Source organism: Mesorhizobium sp. M1169, from assembly GCF_040318345.1.
GTDB lineage: Bacteria > Pseudomonadota > Alphaproteobacteria > Rhizobiales > Rhizobiaceae > Mesorhizobium.
In genome coordinates, this window is record NZ_JAMYME010000001.1 from 273225 (window position 1) to 290790 (window position 17566).

Annotated in this window: 13 protein-coding genes and 1 pseudogene; 1 reads left to right on the forward strand and 13 read right to left on the reverse strand. The window is 62.1% G+C overall.

Annotated features, from left to right (window positions below; translation table 11 throughout):
- Window positions 1-15: 15 nt before the first annotated feature.
- The 6 genes from NKH41_RS01230 to NKH41_RS01255 all read right to left on the reverse strand — a co-directional run bounded on the left by NKH41_RS01230 (window position 16) and on the right by NKH41_RS01255 (window position 7624).
- Complete coding sequence (locus NKH41_RS01230) at window positions 16-2436, reverse strand: polysaccharide biosynthesis tyrosine autokinase (RefSeq protein ID WP_352769085.1); 2421 nt, start codon at window positions 2434-2436, stop codon at window positions 16-18.
- A 149-nt stretch (window positions 2437-2585) separates the two neighbouring features.
- On the reverse strand, window positions 2586-3482 hold the full coding sequence (locus NKH41_RS01235; protein WP_352931931.1) for a UTP--glucose-1-phosphate uridylyltransferase: 897 nt from the start codon (window positions 3480-3482) through the stop codon (window positions 2586-2588).
- Window positions 3483-3557: 75 nt separating this feature from the next.
- Window positions 3558-4508 carry a glycosyltransferase family 2 protein gene (locus tag NKH41_RS01240; protein WP_352769082.1) on the reverse strand — a complete coding sequence of 317 codons (951 nt, stop codon included), beginning with the start codon at window positions 4506-4508 and terminating at the stop codon, window positions 3558-3560.
- Window positions 4498-5448 (reverse strand): glycosyltransferase family 2 protein, encoded by a 951-nt coding sequence (locus NKH41_RS01245; RefSeq protein ID WP_352769079.1) that lies wholly within the window; start codon window positions 5446-5448, stop codon window positions 4498-4500. The genes NKH41_RS01240 and NKH41_RS01245 overlap by 11 nt, the downstream gene beginning before the upstream one ends.
- Window positions 5448-6440, reverse strand: a complete 993-nt coding sequence (locus NKH41_RS01250) for a glycosyltransferase family 2 protein (RefSeq protein ID WP_352469928.1) — start codon at window positions 6438-6440, stop codon at window positions 5448-5450. Before NKH41_RS01250 ends, NKH41_RS01245 begins: the two co-directional genes overlap by 1 nt.
- Window positions 6441-6451: 11 nt before the next feature.
- Complete coding sequence (locus NKH41_RS01255) at window positions 6452-7624, reverse strand: glycosyltransferase family protein (protein ID WP_352769077.1); 1173 nt, start codon at window positions 7622-7624, stop codon at window positions 6452-6454.
- A 302-nt stretch (window positions 7625-7926) separates the two neighbouring features.
- On the opposite strand from NKH41_RS01255, the pseudogene NKH41_RS01260 reads away from it, so the two are divergent.
- Window positions 7927-8979: pseudogene (locus tag NKH41_RS01260) on the forward strand (polysaccharide pyruvyl transferase family protein); the annotation flags it as partial.
- A 222-nt stretch (window positions 8980-9201) separates the two neighbouring features.
- On the opposite strand, the gene NKH41_RS01265 reads toward NKH41_RS01260, so the two are convergent.
- The 7 genes from NKH41_RS01265 to NKH41_RS01295 all read right to left on the reverse strand — a co-directional run bounded on the left by NKH41_RS01265 (window position 9202) and on the right by NKH41_RS01295 (window position 17238).
- The gene (locus tag NKH41_RS01265) at window positions 9202-10665 is read right to left on the reverse strand and encodes a lipopolysaccharide biosynthesis protein (RefSeq protein WP_352769074.1); all 1464 of its coding nucleotides are present in this window, start codon (window positions 10663-10665) and stop codon (window positions 9202-9204) included.
- Complete coding sequence (locus NKH41_RS01270) at window positions 10662-11948, reverse strand: glycosyltransferase (protein ID WP_352769071.1); 1287 nt, start codon at window positions 11946-11948, stop codon at window positions 10662-10664. The genes NKH41_RS01265 and NKH41_RS01270 overlap by 4 nt, the downstream gene beginning before the upstream one ends.
- Window positions 11949-12018: 70 nt before the next feature.
- The gene (locus NKH41_RS01275) at window positions 12019-13098 is read right to left on the reverse strand and encodes a glycosyltransferase (protein WP_352769069.1); all 1080 of its coding nucleotides are present in this window, start codon (window positions 13096-13098) and stop codon (window positions 12019-12021) included.
- A 31-nt stretch (window positions 13099-13129) separates the two neighbouring features.
- Window positions 13130-14461: a UDP-glucose dehydrogenase family protein gene (locus tag NKH41_RS01280; RefSeq protein ID WP_352469923.1), complete on the reverse strand. Its 1332-nt coding sequence runs from the start codon at window positions 14459-14461 to the stop codon at window positions 13130-13132.
- Between the two features lie 85 nt (window positions 14462-14546).
- Window positions 14547-15413: an endo-1,3-1,4-beta-glycanase ExoK gene (exoK, locus tag NKH41_RS01285; protein ID WP_352769067.1), complete on the reverse strand. Its 867-nt coding sequence runs from the start codon at window positions 15411-15413 to the stop codon at window positions 14547-14549.
- A gap of 131 nt (window positions 15414-15544) precedes the next feature.
- Window positions 15545-15946, reverse strand: coding sequence for a hypothetical protein (locus NKH41_RS01290; RefSeq protein WP_352469921.1), 402 nt, complete (start codon window positions 15944-15946; stop codon window positions 15545-15547).
- 269 nt (window positions 15947-16215) lie between these two features.
- Complete coding sequence (locus tag NKH41_RS01295; protein WP_352769065.1) at window positions 16216-17238, reverse strand: glycosyltransferase family 2 protein; 1023 nt, start codon at window positions 17236-17238, stop codon at window positions 16216-16218.
- Window positions 17239-17566 lie beyond the last annotated feature (328 nt).

Sequence of the window (17566 nt, forward strand, 5' to 3'; positions counted from 1 at the left end):
GCGCGATGTCGTCGCTCAGGCGGCTGCCTTGGTGCGCGCTTCCGATTTTTCCAGATAGTAGCTCGAATATTTGTCGAAGAATTTTTCCGAGCCGCCGATCGCGCCATATTTGGCCAGCTTCTTCAGTTCGACCTTGTTCAGCACCGCGCCAATGATCTTCTTGGCGATGTAGGGCTCCGAGCTGAGCATGGATTGCACCATCGCACGCGGCGTGCGTCCCCATTCGGTGACCAGCACGAAGCCGTCGACAAGCGGAGCGAAGGCCTTGGCGTCGACGACAGGCCCGAGCGGCGGCAGATCGACGATGATGTATTCGAAGGTTTCCTTGGCGTTATCGATGAAACGCCGCATGCCGGCTGAAGACAGAAGCTCGCTGGTATGCGAAAACTGGCCACGCAGGACGGCCGGGATGATAGCCAGCTTGGTCTGCCGGTCGATCTTGCCGACCGACTGCCATGTCTGCCCGCTCACCACAGCTTCCATCAGGCCCTGCTCGGCCTCCATACCGAGGCTGCGGCTGAGGCCGGGATTGCGCAGGTCGCCGTCGATCAGCAGCGTTTTCGATCCGTTGACGGCAAGCAGCCCGGCAAGATTGGCCGCCACCGTCGACTTGCCCTCGCCGGGAAGCACCGAGACCACGCCGATGACCCGGCTGCCCTGGCCTTCCATGACGACATCGAAGGCGATCTTGGCGTTGCGCAGCGTCTCGGAGAACATCGATGCCGGGGCATCGACGGTTACCCGCATCCGCGCACGTTTTTCGGCTGCCGACAATGTTTTGGAGGGCTGGGACTTGGAGGACTTGGCGGTCTTGGATTCAACGACTTTGACGTCAGGCTGACCGCCATTGCGCTGGTCATCCTTGCCAGCCTTGCCGATGACCGGCAGGTAGCCGAGGAATTTGAGGCCGACCCGGTCGCGCACATCCTCGCCGGTCCTGAAGAAGCGTTCCCTGAATTCATTCAGGCCACCAACCCCTGCCCCCAGCATCATGCCAAGCGCCAGCGAAAGCCCCAGCACGATGGCTGTGCGCGGGGTTGCGGCCGACTGCGGCATCGTCGCGTCCGAGATGACCCGGATCTTGCCGACCGGGAAGGATTGCTGCTGGGCGGCCTCCTCATAGCGGTTCAGGAACGTCTGGTAGAGCGTCGACAGCGCCGTCGCCTTTTGGTCCAGCTCACGCAGCTTGACCTGCGACTGGTTGTCGATGGAGCTCTTGCCAGCCGCCAAGGCGACATTTGCGCGAAGCGCGGTTTCGCGCGCCAGAGCGACCTCGTATTCGTTGCGGTAGCTTTCGGTCAGTTGCTTCAGCTCGCCGAAAATCTGCGCCGATATGTCGGCCTTCTCCTTGGCGAGCGCGACGGCCTGCGGATGTTGCGGGCCGAAATTGGCTTCGACATCCTGCTGCCGCTTGGATACGGTGAGATAGCGGTTCTTCAGCGTCGTGATGACCGAGCTGCTCGGCTGGTCGTTCGATATCGCAGCGTCCTTGAACGCATTGTCCGAGCCGCTTTCGACGATCGACTTGTACTGCTGATAGCGGGCGCCGGCACGTGCGGTATCGGCCTGCGCGACGATCAGCTGGGTGTTGAGATCGGACAATTGCTTGTCGCTGATCAGCTGGCCGTCATTGACGGCCAATCCGTGTTCGGCCCTGAACTTTTCGACCGCCAGTGCAGCCGCCTGGGAGCTCTCACGAAGCTCGGTCAGCCGGCCTTGCAGCCAGACCGCCGCCCGCTCGGTCGCGTCGAAGCTGGCATCAAGTTGATCGGCTAGATAGGCATCGGCATAGGCCTTGGTGATGGCGGTCGCAAGCGCCGGATCGGTCGCCTGAAAGGAGATGCTGATGACAAAGCTCCGGCCGATCCGCTCGGCATCGAGTTGGGTCTGCAGTTTGAAGATTGCGTAGTCACGGGGCGATGAGGATACGGTGATCGCGTCACGCGTCGCACCATCAAGCTGAGTGACATCGGTTGTGCTAGCGGCGCGCTTGGGGCGGACAGACTGGACGATACCGCGCACAAAGCCAGCAACCTTCGACAGGGCCGATGTCGGAGGGTTCATGAAAGCGTCGTTCTGATCGAGCTTCAGCTTGTCGACGACCACCCCAGCCAGCCTGGCCGACTGTAGTATTTCGATCTGGCTCAGAACGGCGGAGTCGGTCTGCATGCTGACCGACGCCGCCGAAATGTCGTCGACGACCTTGTTCAATCCTTCGTCGATCAGCACGCTGCTCGTCGCCACATAGGTAGGAGGCGTCGTCTGCAAATAGAGCACGCCGAGAAAGAGACCGATGACGGCGCAGGCGGCAACCACTTTCGCCTGCCGCGCGGCCATGCCAAGCAGGCGCTCGATGTCGATGAAGTCTTCGGCGTTTGCCGCATTAGAAGCCGGCAATGGCGTCCTCTTGTCGACAGGAAAATTGGCATAGTTCATCTTCGGTCCAATTCTAGTTTGCAGGCGCTACCGCCTCGAAGGTCGGGACATAGGGTGCAAACCTTGCGCCGGACAGTGCGCGTTACGCGCGGCGCAACGGCCTGTCCTGCGTCATCAGCCGCACCCACAATGCCTCGAAAAAATGGACATTATGCGGCTTCTTCCCGACGCTGATGCGACCGGACGAATTCCTGCAGCATCTCGAAGATCGGGCCCTTCATGTCCTCCCGCGCCAGCGCGAAAGCGATATTGGCCTGGATGAAACCCTCCTTCGAACCGCAGTCGAACATGCGGCCGTCGAAAGGCTGGGCGAAGAAGGCCTGGGTCTGTGCGAGACGCACCATTGCGTCGGTCAGCTGGATCTCGTTTCCGGCGCCGCGTTGCTGGCTGGCAAGCAACGAGAATATCTCGGGCTGCAGGATGTAGCGGCCGTTGATGTAGAAGTTCGACGGCGCGTTGGCAGGAGCCGGCTTTTCGACCATGGCCGTTACCTCGAAGCCCGTGCCGACATCAGCGCCGCGCCCGACAATGCCGTATTTGCTGGTCTCGGTCGGATCGCAACGCTCGACGGCGATGACGTTTGCGCCAGTCCGTGCGTAAAGATTGGCGACCTCGGCGAGACACCCGCGCCCGCCGAAGGACACCATGTCCGGCAAAAGCAATGCGAAGGGCTCGTCACCGATGACTTCGCGCGCGCACCAGACGGCATGGCCGAGGCCTTGCGGCGACTGCTGGCGGATGAAGCTCGTCGCGCCGGCGACGGGAAGCAGGCTTTCAAGCGATTCGAGTTGAGCCTTCTTGCCGCTCTGCTCCAAGGTTCCGATCAGTTCAGGATGCAGGTCGAAATAGTCCTCGATCACCGCCTTGTTGCGGCCGGTGACGAAGACGATGTGCTCGATGCCGGCCTCGAACGCCTCGTCAACCGCATATTGCACGACAGGCCTGTCGACCACCGGCAGCATTTCCTTCGGCATGGACTTGGTCGCCGGCAGGAACCGCGTTCCGAGCCCCGCCACCGGTATGACTGCCTTCCTGACTTTTTTCATTGCATGTTCCTTCTGAGGAGACCGATTTCAACCCTGTCGCAGGCGGCGAAACTGTCTTCATTCACCTGCAGCCCTTCACCTCCCCGCCACCACGGCAAACTGTGCCGCTACCCTTCGCAGCCGGACGGCGATCGGCATGCTCATATGCCGAACCGCCGCCGGATCGCTGAGCGCGGTCCATATCGCCTTGAGCGGGGACCGCGCCTTGATGTGCTGGACCAGCGACAGGAATGATGCCGCCCGGCGCAGGCTGCGAGCGCGCCTGGCGAACGCCGCCTTGGCCGCAGCATCCATGGAATGGGTCGCGGCGAAGGTGGCATCGGCCCTGCGCATCGCCTCGACGTGATGAAGTTCGAGCACCCGGGAGATGGAGCCGGTGCGAATGTGGTAGATATAGCCCGTCGTCGGCTCGACCACGCATTTGCCGCCTTTAGCCAGAGCACTGGCCAGGAGGATATAGTCTTCGCCAATGATCAGGCTTTCATCGTAACGAAGCCCGTTCTCGTTCAGGAACCGGCGCTGGAAGATCGGCTTGAGGTAGCCGAGATTGAACCTCGATTCGAAGAGGACGTTACCGCCGATGAAATCCGCCAGCGAGATTGAACCGAGCCCTTCCAGATAGTCGGCCGGGAACATCGTCTCTTCGGCAAAGCCATCCTCGCGAACGACCTGCAGATTATCGACCGCGATCTCGGCGCCCGCTTTCTCCGCGCGCTCGATTATGGTGCAGAGTCGCCCGGGATAGACCGCGTCGTCGGAATCGAGGACCGCGACCCACCTGCCGCGGGCAAGCTCAAGGCCGGCATTCCTGGCGCCGCCGGGGCCACGGTTTTGCTCAAGCGCGACAACGCGTACGATGTCTTCGGGGTAGGATCTCGCCAGGTCGAGCGTCCGGTCGCGCGACTTGTCGTCGACGACGATGACCTCGACGCTGATATTGCGCTGGGCGACGGCGCTGGCAATCGCCCGATCGATGGTCGCCTCGGCATTGTAGGCGGCAATCACGAAGCTCACGTCAGGCTGCACGCTTGCCCCCTTGCTGCGGCGAAGACAGGCCGTATTGGCGGATTTCACGAACCCCGACGAGGCCGCTGACGACGCCGACATGCATAATGCCGCGAAGCACGCTGCGGTTCCGACGTACGGGGTCGATGGCGACCGGAATTGCCGACAGGAAACTGTAGGCGGCCTTTGCCGCGGCAATGCCGACCTGCTTGAGCCGGGCAAGGCCGTGTGCGTTACGCCCCAGAAGATGACCATGCGTCTGCCCAACGCGGAACCGGCGGCGGCCGAGCCAGTCGAATGCCGCCCTGGCAGGTGGCACCGCTTCGTCGACCCAAGCCTCCGGCGAAAAGGCGATGCGGCCGCCGGCCTTGACCATCTGGTCGAAGAATTCCGTATCTTCGCCGCCGGTCTGGCCACGCGCCAGGCTGAAGCGCCGGCCGCGCAGGCTCTCAGCGCCAATCCTGAGCAGGACGTTGCAGGTGTAGCCGGTGCGGATTTCGCCGCTCACCCAGACCGGCAAGGTCGAGTGGAAATCGCCTTTGCGCATCCAGGCGGGCGCATCCGGCAGGTAACGGGCTTGCACCGGCCCAAGCACCGTCGCAGCACCTGTTGCTTCCGCCGTCGCCAGCAGTTCGGCAAGCCAGCCAGCGGTGGCCGTCTCGTCATCGTCGATAAAGGCGACGAAATCCGCCGCACTGGCATCGAGGCAAGCGTTGCGCGCTATCGAGATGTTGCGGGCCGGGGCGTGCCGGTAGGTCATTGGCAGCTTCAACTCCGCAGCCAGCGTCGTCACCATCTGTTCGGCCGTCGGCGTATCGTCGTTGTCCGCGATGATAACACCGACGTCGAATCCCGCGGGCATATCCATGGCCGCTATGGAGCGAAGCGTGTTGGCAAGCTCCGGCCGGCGAAATGTGCAGACGCAGATATCGATGCTTCGATTTTTCCTGACCGGGTCCATCACGCTACCCCGCGCTGCGGTCGCGGTGCGAGCAGTTGCAGCCAGAAACCGACCGACCAGCCGAAATGCATGACCATTGCCGAGACGCCGGCAAGCGCAATGTCGGCTTTGCGCTGGCTGAGAGCGGTCCAAAAGCCGTAGCCGAGGCAGACCGACGCCCATAGCAAAAGCGGCACGGCCGCCAGCCAGTGGACGAAGGAAAAGGCGGCGAGAAGAACCACGGGGAACACCAGAAGCGGCACCATCTGCCGGATCTTCGGGATCATGCGGTGCTTGAGAACGTTCTTCGCCCGGCCACGGCCATAGCCGAGATACTGAAAATAGAGGCCCTTCAGCGAGGAACGCGGGTAGTAGACCATTTGCGTCTTGCCGGTCATCCAGATGCGGTAACCGGCCTGGCGGAGCCGATAGTCGAGTTCGGCATCCTCATTGTGGCTGAACGTTTCGTCATAGCCGCCGACCGCGGTGAAGGCCGATATCCGTATCAGTGCGTGGTGGCCATGATCGACCCATTCTCCCGCCGAAAGATGCCGGTGCTTGGAGCCGCCGGTGCCGAGCCTGGAGTTCTGCGCCGCTGCCGCTGCTTTCTGAACCATGCCGCTGCCACTGGTCAGCATCGAGACGACGACCGAATCCGCACCGGTGGCCTGCGCTTCTTCGACCAGCCGGTCGCAATAATCCGCGGGATAGCCGCCATGCGCGTCGATGCGAATGAGATAGTCGACGCCTTCCCCGAACCTGGCGACGGCGAGATTGATTGCCGCGCTCTGCAAGCGCTTTTCATTGTGCAGCAGGATCACCCGCTGATCTTTTGCGGCGATGTCCGCGACGATCGTCCTGGTGCCGTCCGTGCTGCCGCCATCGGCAACGATGATCACGGCGCCCAGCCTCTCGGCCGCAGGGCGGAGCTCTCGAAGCAACGCGCCGATATGGGCCGCCTCGTTCAGGCACGGAACCACGATCGTGCAGGATGGAATTTCGGTTTGCGTCATCGGCAGTCCTTCTATGCCAATGCTTCGGCAGCATATAGACCGGGAGCCGCAGTCAGCCCGCGGAGCTTTTCGACGAGCGCCCGACAATCGGCGCGGTCGTAGCTCCAGGTGCGCGGATTGCGGGCGAGAACACGCGCCCTCAATGTCCCGAACCGATGCTGCTCCATCGTGCCGACGGCGACTTCGAGCGCCTCGGGCGTGGCTTCTGGCAAAAGAACCCCTATGCCTTGCCGGTCGAGGAACCGGCCGGTTTCGGTGGCTCCCATCGAAATCGGCACGGCTCCGAAGCGGCAGCCCTCATAGAGCCGGTTGGGCAGCAGCCATTCGGAGTTCAGGCCCTGCTCAAAAAAGTCGATGGCCCAGGAAAAGTGGACCTCGCGATAGATCGCCGCCATATCCTCGGGATTGCGGTAGGGCCCGCCAAACGAGAGCCAGGGTTCCGATTCGACGAAACCGTGGAAATCGGGAAATTCGGACAGCGCCGGGCGGCCCCTGAGGACGATTTCAAAGCGGCCGTCGAGGCGGCGCGAAAATTCGGCCAGAAGCTCCAGGGAACGGCGGCAGCGGAGCGCCCCGAACCAGCCGATCCGCCAAGGCGGCGCTACGGGGTTCTCCGGCGCCGCGCGGTCATCCAGCGAGGCCGCGGCTGGCTCGAAATACTTGTTTTCGAGCAGTTCGACTGGGGCGGCAATCTGCCCGAACGGCTTGAAATAGTTGGCGATGAAGGCCGGAGAGCTGGTCACCAGAAGCTTCACATCCCTAGCCAGGAAGCGTTCTGCGCCGCGCATCGCCCATCCCAGCGGATCGTCGCGAAGCAGCAGGCGATGGATATCCAGGCACTCGTAGACGATCGGCACCGTTGCCTGGAAAGCCGATCTGGCGCGGCGGGCAAGCGCCAGCATTTCCAGATTGCGCGCGACAATGAGGTCGGGCCGTGGCATTGAGCCCAGCTTCGAGCCGGTCGAGACAACTGCCTTCATGATCGCGGCCAGACGTTGGGCGAATCGGCCATCACGAGTCGGGCCGAGATCGATCGGCTGCAAGCCCTCGACATCAGCAACTGCGCTTGCCGTACGACGAAAGCCCGCCAGCGTAACCTGGGCGCCGCCTGCCTTGAGCATTATGATCCGCCGGCGCACTGCCGGGTCGGAGACGTCGTGTACCAAGTACAAGACATGCAGCATGAAAACTCGACCGCTGTTGGCCCGCCCGCGACAATGCTAGTACAGCTCTTGCTGCATCGCAACATTTTTGGTTGCAGCGTAGCAAAGATCCCCGTTTTTTGTTGCACTGCAAAATCGATGGGTTAATCTCGCTCTGCTTGGGCCACATGGACCGCGCGTTGGCCTGCCATCGGGCTGCGCGCCAATAATCACGACGCGAGGACCATCCTTGGCGTGCAGCATTTTCGGCCAACCCGCCTGCAATCCGCCCCTTCGCACCCGTCGATGGAAGCACGGGACTACTCACGAAATGAGGTCATTCCATGAAGATCGCGGTTGAAAACACCGTCTGCCTGAATACCGGGGATGCAGCGATTCTCCTGGCGATCCGCCATGTTTTCAAGACGATCGTGCAAGACGATATCCAGTTCTATGTCTTCGACAGCCAGCCGGAGGTGGCGGCGAGGCTCTACACCAAGAAAGAGTATCCTGATCTCGAATTCCACAAGCTGCTGTCGGAATCGCTGTTCCGCTACAAATACGGCAGCGGGCTGAAGAACCTGTTCAAGCCGATCTACAATCGGCTCATCCTCAATGCCCTGCGGCGGTTCGGCATCCGCGGCGTTCTCGGGCGTTTGTTCAACTCAAGCAATCGCCGTGGTCTCGAGATCTACAAAGACGCCGACCTCGTGGTCACGACAGGCGGAACCTATCTTGTCGAGACTTACAATCTGGAACGGCGACTCAATCAATTCCGGATCGACGCGATTCTGGGGAAGGACCCCGTCTTCTTCACGCAATCGCTCGGCCCGTTCAACAAAAGTTACAATCGCCAGGAGTTGAGCCCAATCTTCGATCGGAGCCCGCTCATCCTGCTGCGCGACGAACGTTCGCGAGGTCACATTGTGGACATGGTGAAAGACCCCGGCAAATGCCACGTCGTGGCCGACGCCGTCTTTGCCTTGGCCGACACCGACAGGATCGGAAAAATTCTGGCCTCCGGCCAGTCGGCGACCGTCACCGGCCGCGTCGCCATTTCCGTCCGTCACTGGAACTATGTCAGCGACGGCGAGGGCGGCATGCGCCGCTACATCGACTCGATCCGCGCGATCGCGACCATCCTGGTCAGGGACCACGCCAAGGAGGTCACCTTCGTCTCCACCTGCCAGGGCGTGCCGGAATACGCCCATGACGATTCCAAGACGGCGCGGGCTATCGTTGCCGAACTCGATCCGGAGATCGCCAAGCATGTCAGCGTGGACGCTTCGTTCCACACGCCGGAGCAACTGATGGCACTGGTGAAAGGCTTCGACTTCGTTGTCGCAACGCGCATGCACATGATGATCATGTCGCTCTGCGTCGGCACGCCGGTGCTGCCGATCGCGTATGAATTCAAGACCAAGGAACTTGCCAAGCGGATCGGCGTCGCCGACCTGCTGCTCGACATCGACACGGTGACGCCCGAGGAAGCGAGCGAGAAGCTCGGCAGACTTACCGCCAATCTCGACCTCTATCGCAGGACGAGCCTTCAGGCAGTGCTTGAGGAGCATGCGTCGGCGATGTCGGCAGGTGAGCTTTTGAGGCCGGTGATTGCCGGCCTAGCGGGCGTTGCGCATGGCGCTGGAAAGCGTGGTGAACAGGGCGCTGCGCGACTGGCGAAGGGCGAGCATGAGGACCAGGCCGATCGAATAATTGAGGGCACCCGCCAGGACCACCGCGAGCAGGTCTGACTGGCTGGTCAGCGATGCCGGCAACTCCCGGTACACGGACCAGGCAAGCAGCGATGACGCGATGAAAAGCCCCTGCATGACCAGGAAGTCGGCTGCGGTCACCGGGCCGACCCGGTGGACAAGAACGGCAAGCACCGGGACGCGCAGCACATAGCCGCTGATCGCGTAGGCCGCCGCGACACCGACGGCGCCCCAGTGCAGGCCGATGATGAAGGCGGCGACCGTCGTCAGCGACGAGTAGATGCCCCAGTGGAACATGGTCTTGGTCTTGCCCTGGCAGATGAAGATCCAGCCGGTGGTGCTCGAGACGGACTGGATCAGGCTGGCGATGCCCAGCCAGGCGAAGATCGGCGCCACCGCTGTCCAGCGCTCGCCGAAGAGAAGCCCGACGACCTGGTCCGACGTCAGCGTCAGCGCCGCGATGCCGGGCATAGTGATGGCCGCCAGCATCCAATTGGTTCGCACATAGATGTCGCGAAACCGCGCCTTGTCCTCATGGATGCGGCTCAGCAGCGGCACCATCACGCGTGTCAGCGGCTGGTTGATGTTCTGCAGCGGAAACAGCAGGAGCTTGTAGGCGCGGTCATAATAGCCGAGCTCGATCGCGCCCGAATATTTTCCGATCAGGATGTTGTCGAGATTGCGCGAGAAGAAGTTGGCCAGATTGAAGCCGGTCAGATTGGCGCCGAAAGACAATATGTCGGTATCGACCTTCAGGTCCGGCCGCGACGGCGTCCAGCGCGCCACCTGCCATGCCGCGGCCAGCGCGACAACAGCCGATACCGCAGGGCCGATGACCAGCGACCAGTAGCCCAGCCCCGCATAGGCGGCGATTGCGGTAGTCGCAAGTCCGGCAGCAGCGGTTATCACGTCGTTCAGCGCGAGTTGGCCAAAGCGCAAGTGACGGTTCATCAGCGCCAGCGGCACCGCGGCGAGGCTGCCAAGCAGCAGCGGCAAGGCAGAGCCGATGGTAATCCCGACCATGCGTTGATCGCCATAGAAGGCAGCGATGGCGGGCGCCAGGCATGCAACCACCACGGCACTGCCCAACCCCACCAGCGCACTGATCCAGAATACCTGGTTGAGCTGCTCGGTGCTTATGTCCTTGCGCTGGACCACGGCCTGCTGGAGGCCAAGGTTTTGAAGCAGTCCGACAAAGGCCACAATCGGCCCGACGGAAGCCACCAGGCCAAAATCCTCGGGGACGAGCAGACGCGCAAGCACGATCACCGAGAGAAACTGGATCGCCATCTTGAAGCCTTGCGCGCCGATCGTTACCATGCCGCCGCGCAGGGCGACGCGACCGAACTGGGGGGGCGGGTTGGCGTTCATGCCGGCTGCCTGGCTTCGGCCAGCTGGGCAACGATCTGCGCAAAACGTTCGTTGAGTACGTCCGCGTTGAAATCCTGCTCGATCTTGCGGCGCGCCGCACGTGCGATGCGCTCGCATTTGTCCGGGTTCTCGGCCACCCAGACAAGCTTGCGGGCCAACGCCGCAACGTCTCGCTCCGGTGCGAGGAAGCCTGTCTCCTGATCCTCGATCAGTTCGGGAATGCCCGAGTGATAGGTGCTGACGACGATCAGCCCGGCGGCCATAGCCTCCATCAGCGCCACCGGAATACCCTCGAGATCGCCGTCTCGCGCGGCAACGCTAGGCAGCAGGAATACGTGGGCATTGCGCAGGCGCTGCTTGACCTCGGCGTGCGGACGCGGCCCGAGGAAAGTCACCCGGTCGGCAATGCCGAGATTTGCGGCGAGCTTCTTCAACTCTTCCAGCAATTCGCCGCCGCCAATCACCGAATAGACCCAGTCGCGCCGCGGCAGGCTGGCGAGCGCCCGAAGGGCGAATTCGATGCCCTTCTTTTCGGTCAGCCGGCAGACCGAGATGAAGGACAGCGTGTCCCGGTCCCAGGAACGCCAATGGTAGCCGATCTCACCGGGCCGCACGCCCATATGGTGAACCATGACTTGCGCCGGGGGTGCGCCGACGCCGATCAGGGCATCGCGGAAAAACGCGTTCACCGGGAGCTGGAGAACGCCCTTGTCGAAGACAACCTTGTAGCGCGTGAGCGTGTTGTCATGCAGCGGTTCGCCGACATCGCGGCCGTGGAATATGGTCACCAAAGGAGCGGAAATCCGGCCTCGTTTCATGGCGCGGGCGACGCGCATGCCGTTATTGCCGAAATGCGCGACGATCACATCGGCGTTCTGCAATTTGCGCGCAAAAGCGATGTCGACAGCGGTCGAGAGCTTATCCCAGAACCTGCCCGACCATTTCCTGAGCGTCGGGCGAAAGCGCCCCAGCCCGCCCCACCAGCAGACGACCTTGCCAGGGAGAGCCTGCCAGCGGCGATCGTCGATGTTGCTGTCCTTGCCGAAGGACGTCTCGTTGCAGACGACGCCGACTTGCATGCCGCGCTCGAGGCACCCTTCTATCTGGTCGAGGACGAAGGTCTCCGACAAAGAGGGGAACTTATCAACTACGAAGCAAATCTTCATTGGATGGACGATCTTTCGAGGCCGGTCGGCGATCTGCTCGCGCGGATGAGGGCTGACGCCCGTCGCCACCGTGCGAGGCGCCTCAAGCGTCTGGTGTTGTGCGTGTCTTTGTCCCAAGGCAGCTCCCACCCCGGTCAGGCGCGAGAGCCGGCTTTTGGGCAACGTGCATGGTTTTGGACGAAATGCATCAGGCGGCACGCTCCAGCGCGCCTTGCCTGGCGTTGTCGAGAACGCGGAGGAAGGTCGCGAACTGGCTGTCGGGGTTCATTTGTGGCCGCTCCGAAAACAGCTGCGCCGCCGCCGACAGACGGTCGTACTCGGCCTTGTCGCTCCATAGTCGCCTGACCGCGGCGACCCAGTCGTCGAGCGGTGCATCATAGTCGAGCACCACGCCGCCGGCGCCAATCGCTTCCGGCAGGCCGCCGCGACGGGACCCGACGACTGGAATGCCGCTGCAATGGGCCTCGGATGCCACCCGCCCCCAAGCTTCTTCCCATTTGCTAGGCGCCAGCAGGATCTTGGTGCGGCCATAGACGGTCTTCATGTCGCTGGTGCGGCTTTCCAGCCTGACGTTGCGCAGCGGCGCGATGATCCGTTCGATCTGCGCCCGATGGTCGTCGTCGAGCTTCCAGCTTTCGACGAACAGGAACGGAATTTCGGGGCATTGGCCGGCGATGCGCACGGCGAGTTCGAACCCTTTTTCGTTGTAAGGATTGATCAGCGTGACGAATTCACCGGTGGTCGGCGTGCTGTAGAGCCCGGGATTGATGGTCGGCGGGATCACGGTCGAGTCGATGCCGAACCTTTCCTTATAGGTGCGCGCAGTGAATTCGGAATTGGCGATATAAAGCGCCGAATGCAATTCGCGCAGGTCGCCGGCCAATTCGTGGAATTCGACGTTCCGCAGATAGACCACCAGCGGTATTCCGAGCGCCTGCAGCGCCTTTCCGATCGGCACCGATTTGTGGCACTGCACGACGGCGACATCGGGATCGAGCCGTTCGACCGCGAAGCGCGCCGCCTCCCAGGGAAACCATGCCCGCACGACCGGATAGCCGGGATAGCTGTCGATGACCGCTCGCTGGCGAAGCAGCTTCATCTTGGCGCGCGCCTTCAAGCCGAACATGCCGTCACCGAACAGCGCCGCCAGAACCGAGGCGTCATGACCGTGCTCGCGCAGCTGCTCGACCAGATGATGCGTGCTCGACTGAACGCCACCGCTGAACTGCGGCGTGTAGCCGTTGCCGCCCGCAAACAGAACTTTCATGGACCTGGCTCCTTGCTGGACCGCCCTTGCGTCACGCCGCCATTCTGCCGATGCTGTGGTATTCGATGCCGTGGCGGGCGATGACCTTGGGGTCGTAGAGATTGCGTCCGTCGAAGATAACGGGCGTGGTCAGCGCGTTCTTCAGCGCATCGAAAGACGGCGCGCTGAAGCTTTTCCACTCGGTCACGATCAAGAGCGCATCGGCGCCTCGCAGCGCGGCCTCCTTGGTGCCGCATAGTTGCAGGTCGTCGCGCAGCCCGTAGATCGCCTGGCATTCCTGCATCGCCTCGGGATCGTAGGCCTGGACATTGGCACCGGCGGCCCAGAGCGCTTCCATCAGCGTGCGGGCCGGGGCCTCGCGCATGTCGTCGGTATTGGGTTTGAAGGCCAAGCCCCACAGCGCAAATGTCTTGCCTTTGAGATTGCCCTTGAAATAGCGGTCCACCTTCTCGAACAGGACCGACTTCTGCTGGTTGTTGCGCTCCTCGACGGCACGCAGCAGCTTGGCGTCGAACTTGACGGCCTCGGCGGTCTTGATCAGGGCACGCACATCCTTCGGGAAACACGAGCCGCCATAGCCGAGGCCCGGATAGATGAAGTGGTAGCCGATCCGCGGGTCGCTGCCGATGCCCTTGCGGACTTCCTCGATGTCGGCGCCCAGTTGCTCGGCCAGGTTGGCCATTTCATTCATGAAGCTGATCTTGGTCGCCAGCATGCAATTGGCCGCGTATTTGGTGAACTCGGCACTGCGCACATCCATGACGATCATCTTTTCGTGGTTGCGGTTGAACGGCGCGTAGAGCTCGCGCATCACCGCCTCGGTGTCCTCGTTGCTGGTGCCGACGATGATGCGGTCGGGCTTCATACAGTCGCTCACAGCGGACCCTTCCTTGAGGAATTCCGGATTGGAGGCGACGTCGAAAGCCAGATCCTCGCGCCCGCGCGCCTTCAGCGTTGCGGCGATCCTGGCCTTTATCCTTTCGCAGGTGCCGACGGGCACGGTCGACTTGCCGACGACGATCTTGGGCTCGTCCATCTCACGACCGATGGCCTCGGCGACGGCCAGCACATATTTGAGGTCGGCCGAACCATCCTCGCCCGGCGGCGTGCCGACGGCGATCATCTGGATCTGGCCATGCTTGATCGCCGCGGCGGCGTCGGTGGTGAACTTGATGCGGCCGGCGGCATGGTTCTCCTTGACGATGTTTTCGAGCCCAGGCTCGAAGATCGGGACATGACCCTGGTTGAGCCGCTCGACCTTTTTTGCATCGATGTCGACGCAGACCACCTGATGGCCGACTTCGGCAAGCACCGCCGCCTGTACAAGACCGACATAGCCGATTCCAAAGACAGTCAAATTCATTCGGTTTCATCCCTGTTCAAGGCTTCGGGCCTGTTCGAGCTTCGGTTTTCCGACCACCTTCGGCCCGGCCGGTTCAGATGCGCTTCTAGTTTGTGTTGCATGCCAGCGATTCGGGGAATTGGCAGGGCTGGCCAAGTGCGGTGAATGCAACACGATCCACCTGCATGGTGAGCTTGCGGCCCGGATCCGAGAACGGCCCCATCCACCCCTTCATCGTATCGCTGCCCCACAGGCTGAAATAGATCCTTTGCGAATGGGTGGGCAGCTTCGCCGGATCGGTGATCTCGTGGACAAGCTTGCCGTTGACGTACCAGCGCAGCCGGTCCTTTTCCCAGACGAAGGCGTAGTCGTTGAAGGCCTTGTCGGTGCCGCCGGCGACGTCGACCAGTTTCTCGTTCTTGCCTTTGCCGGCTATGTAGGCATTGACCTGGACCTTGGACGTGTCCTTGGTCAGCACCTCGAAGTCGATTTCATCATGCGGCTGCTTGTCGGCATCGCCGACGAAGCTGAAGAATGCCGCGTTGACGCCAGAGCCCGTGTCGGTCTTCATCCGCGCCTCGTAGGTGCCGTAGCCGAAGCGCTGCTTGGTCTGGATCTCGGCGCAGGCGAATTCGCGATCCTTCAGCTTGCGCTTCTCGAAACCGAGCGTCAGCATGCCGTCGGAAAGCCCGATCAGGCTTTTGGACCAGGTGCAGTTCTGATGCTTGCCGTTCGTCCAGCCGTCGGAAATGTACCAGCGCGCGCGACTGAGGCTGGTGAAATCATCGACAAAGGACGGCGCGGTTGGGAGATCCTGCGCGCCGGCGGGCACCAGGCCCGCAACCAGACTGCCGAGAACGACCAGCAGAAACGCACCGTCTGAACGGAGCCGCCGCAGCTTGCCTGGGATCGGGCGCGTGAACGGGGTGCCTCCGGTTGCCGGGGCGGGCGTGCTTTTAAGACCTGCGTTCATATCAAACTCACCTTGTGCTGTGCGCCCCCAAAGCGATCGTTCGAACCGTGACGAAACAACCTGATCTTGACCTCTGTCGCTCCCAAGCTCCGTGTTGTGCCTAAAACCATTGCGCCGACCCGGGTGTTCGCTCAGCCTGTGCCGGAATCGGCGGGCTTCACAAAATCGGTCCTTATGTCGGGACCGTTCTGCCGCTTCTCTTCGAAGATTTCATCCAGCGAATGACGGAGATCCTTCATCTTCTGCATCTGGCGCGACAGCGCTGCGATGCGCCGCTCGCAATTCAGGATCGACCTGGTCAGTTCGCCGACTTCGGAAGACCTGCGAGAGGAGACCGTTCCGTTCTCCATCGCCTCAACCAGAAAGGCGGCATTGGTAGCCGTTGTCCTGTAGCGGTTCTCAAGGCCGCTCTTCTCCGCCTCGACTTCGGCCGAGATCTGGTCCAGCAGCTTTGCCAACCGATCAAGGCGCGAGGTGTCGGTCTGCGTGTCGCGCGCCGGATCTCTCGACCGGAAGCGAAAGATCGAGGCCATGCAGTCAGCGCCCCATCATCGTCGAGCTGGTGAACGGCCTTAGTGCCCGTCCACATTCAAAAGACATTTCTTGCATCGTCCAGCTCCTCCGACAGGGTATGTCTCGGGCCAGTTCGGTTGGCCGTCCAAAATTGCTGCACCGCAACATAGATTGCCATTCCCTGCGCGCATAGGCAACCACCTAGATCGTAAACTCATGAATCTCGTTGAAATGGTGCGAGCCGACCGAAGGGTAAGGGAGTGGCTACCGCCATCGCACGTTGACGTGCCTAGCTTTCGTTGGCCGTGCTGGTTCCGGCCATGAGGAAGCGCAGCGGCGGCACATGCTGACGCTTCGCGGCGAGGCCGGCGCGGCGAAACAGCGCATCCAGCTTATCGGAGGCGACGCCGCGGACGACGGCTGTGAGGTTGGACGAGCCGGCCAAGGCGTAGGCCGCGGCCGGTGCCAACCCGCGCTCAGCCTTCACGTCTAAAAACTTCCGCAACCGGTATTTGTCGCGGATGTGCCGCTCGTGCCTTCTCAGCGCAGCCTTCGATGCCTCCGGCAAACTGTCGATCGCAAGCAGTGCCAGGTCGGCATCGGCCAGATGCTTCAAGTCCTGGGTCTTGTGCCGTCCGCTCAGCGAATCGGCGCGCACGATCGCGCCGTAGCCACAGGATTTGATGACCTTGAAGCGCGCGCCAAGGGCAACCGCGCGCGCATAGAGTTCATAGTCTTCACCCAGGCGCAGCTTCTCGTCGTAGCGCAGCCCATGCCGATCGAGGAAGGCGCGGCTGATCACGGGTTTGAGGAACCCCAGTTCCCCTCGTTGCACACGGCGCCTGGAGATGTTGGCGTCGATGAAACCCTCGAAATCGAGGAATTCCGGCTCGGGCGAGAACGGTGGAGCCACGATTTTCGAAACGTCGGTTGCCGCGTCATCCCTGACAAGCATGATGTTGTCTGCGGCGAAATCCCAATCGGTGCTGGCGAACAGTCTGTGAAACCTGCCTTCGAAAAAGAAATCATCAGCGTCCAGAATGCTGATGAACGGCGACCTGGAACCGGCTATCGCGGCGTTGCGTGCAAACGATGGGCCGCGATTGACGTCGAAGCGGATGACGGAAAGGCGGCCCGTGCCGTCGCCGGCCGCGTGGGCGACTTTCGCGGTATCGTCGGTAGACGCGTCGTCGACGACGACAACTTCCGCAACCTCAGGCTCGCGTAATGCCGATCCAATGGCAGCCGGGATTGTCCGCGCCGCATTGCGGGCGGCGATGATCACGCAGACCTGGAATGATGTCATGAACATGCCTCTCGATTGCAGAAGTCGTTGCGGATTTCCTCGCCCCGTCCGCTCAATGCCCCACCGCCCATTCTGAAATGCATCGGCCCAAACGCCTATGCTGCAAGTGCGAAGCAAGCATCGCCAAAATCATCGGCGCCGTCCAGTTTTTCATTTTGCTGGGTGTCATGGCCCGGTTGGGCAGGCGGCGAGCCTCAATCGGGATGGCTCCAGAAATGCGCCGCTTGGCAGAGCCGTTCCTACACGCTCCATCAGAGCGCTCAACTGGCAGAAACCAGTTGCTGATCCTCGCCGACCGGACGGCGGCGGGGCGGAGCGAGCGCGTCGAGGCCCG

What these genes read in the sequence shown, in the direction of transcription:
- NKH41_RS01275 (WP_352769069.1), bottom strand. Translation starts at nt 13,098, where the DNA reads ATGAAAGTTCTGTTTGCGGGCGGCAACGGCTACACGCCGCAGTTCAGC.
- NKH41_RS01255 (WP_352769077.1), bottom strand. Translation starts at nt 7,624, where the DNA reads ATGCTGCATGTCTTGTACTTGGTACACGACGTCTCCGACCCGGCAGTG.
- NKH41_RS01295 (WP_352769065.1), bottom strand. Translation starts at nt 17,238, where the DNA reads ATGTTCATGACATCATTCCAGGTCTGCGTGATCATCGCCGCCCGCAAT.
- NKH41_RS01235 (WP_352931931.1), bottom strand. Translation starts at nt 3,482, where the DNA reads ATGAAAAAAGTCAGGAAGGCAGTCATACCGGTGGCGGGGCTCGGAACG.
- exoK (WP_352769067.1), bottom strand. Translation starts at nt 15,413, where the DNA reads ATGAACGCAGGTCTTAAAAGCACGCCCGCCCCGGCAACCGGAGGCACC.
- NKH41_RS01250 (WP_352469928.1), bottom strand. Translation starts at nt 6,440, where the DNA reads ATGACGCAAACCGAAATTCCATCCTGCACGATCGTGGTTCCGTGCCTG.
- NKH41_RS01230 (WP_352769085.1), bottom strand. Translation starts at nt 2,436, where the DNA reads ATGAACTATGCCAATTTTCCTGTCGACAAGAGGACGCCATTGCCGGCT.
- NKH41_RS01245 (WP_352769079.1), bottom strand. Translation starts at nt 5,448, where the DNA reads ATGGACCCGGTCAGGAAAAATCGAAGCATCGATATCTGCGTCTGCACA.
- NKH41_RS01265 (WP_352769074.1), bottom strand. Translation starts at nt 10,665, where the DNA reads ATGAACGCCAACCCGCCCCCCCAGTTCGGTCGCGTCGCCCTGCGCGGC.
- NKH41_RS01290 (WP_352469921.1), bottom strand. Translation starts at nt 15,946, where the DNA reads ATGGCCTCGATCTTTCGCTTCCGGTCGAGAGATCCGGCGCGCGACACG.
- NKH41_RS01280 (WP_352469923.1), bottom strand. Translation starts at nt 14,461, where the DNA reads ATGAATTTGACTGTCTTTGGAATCGGCTATGTCGGTCTTGTACAGGCG.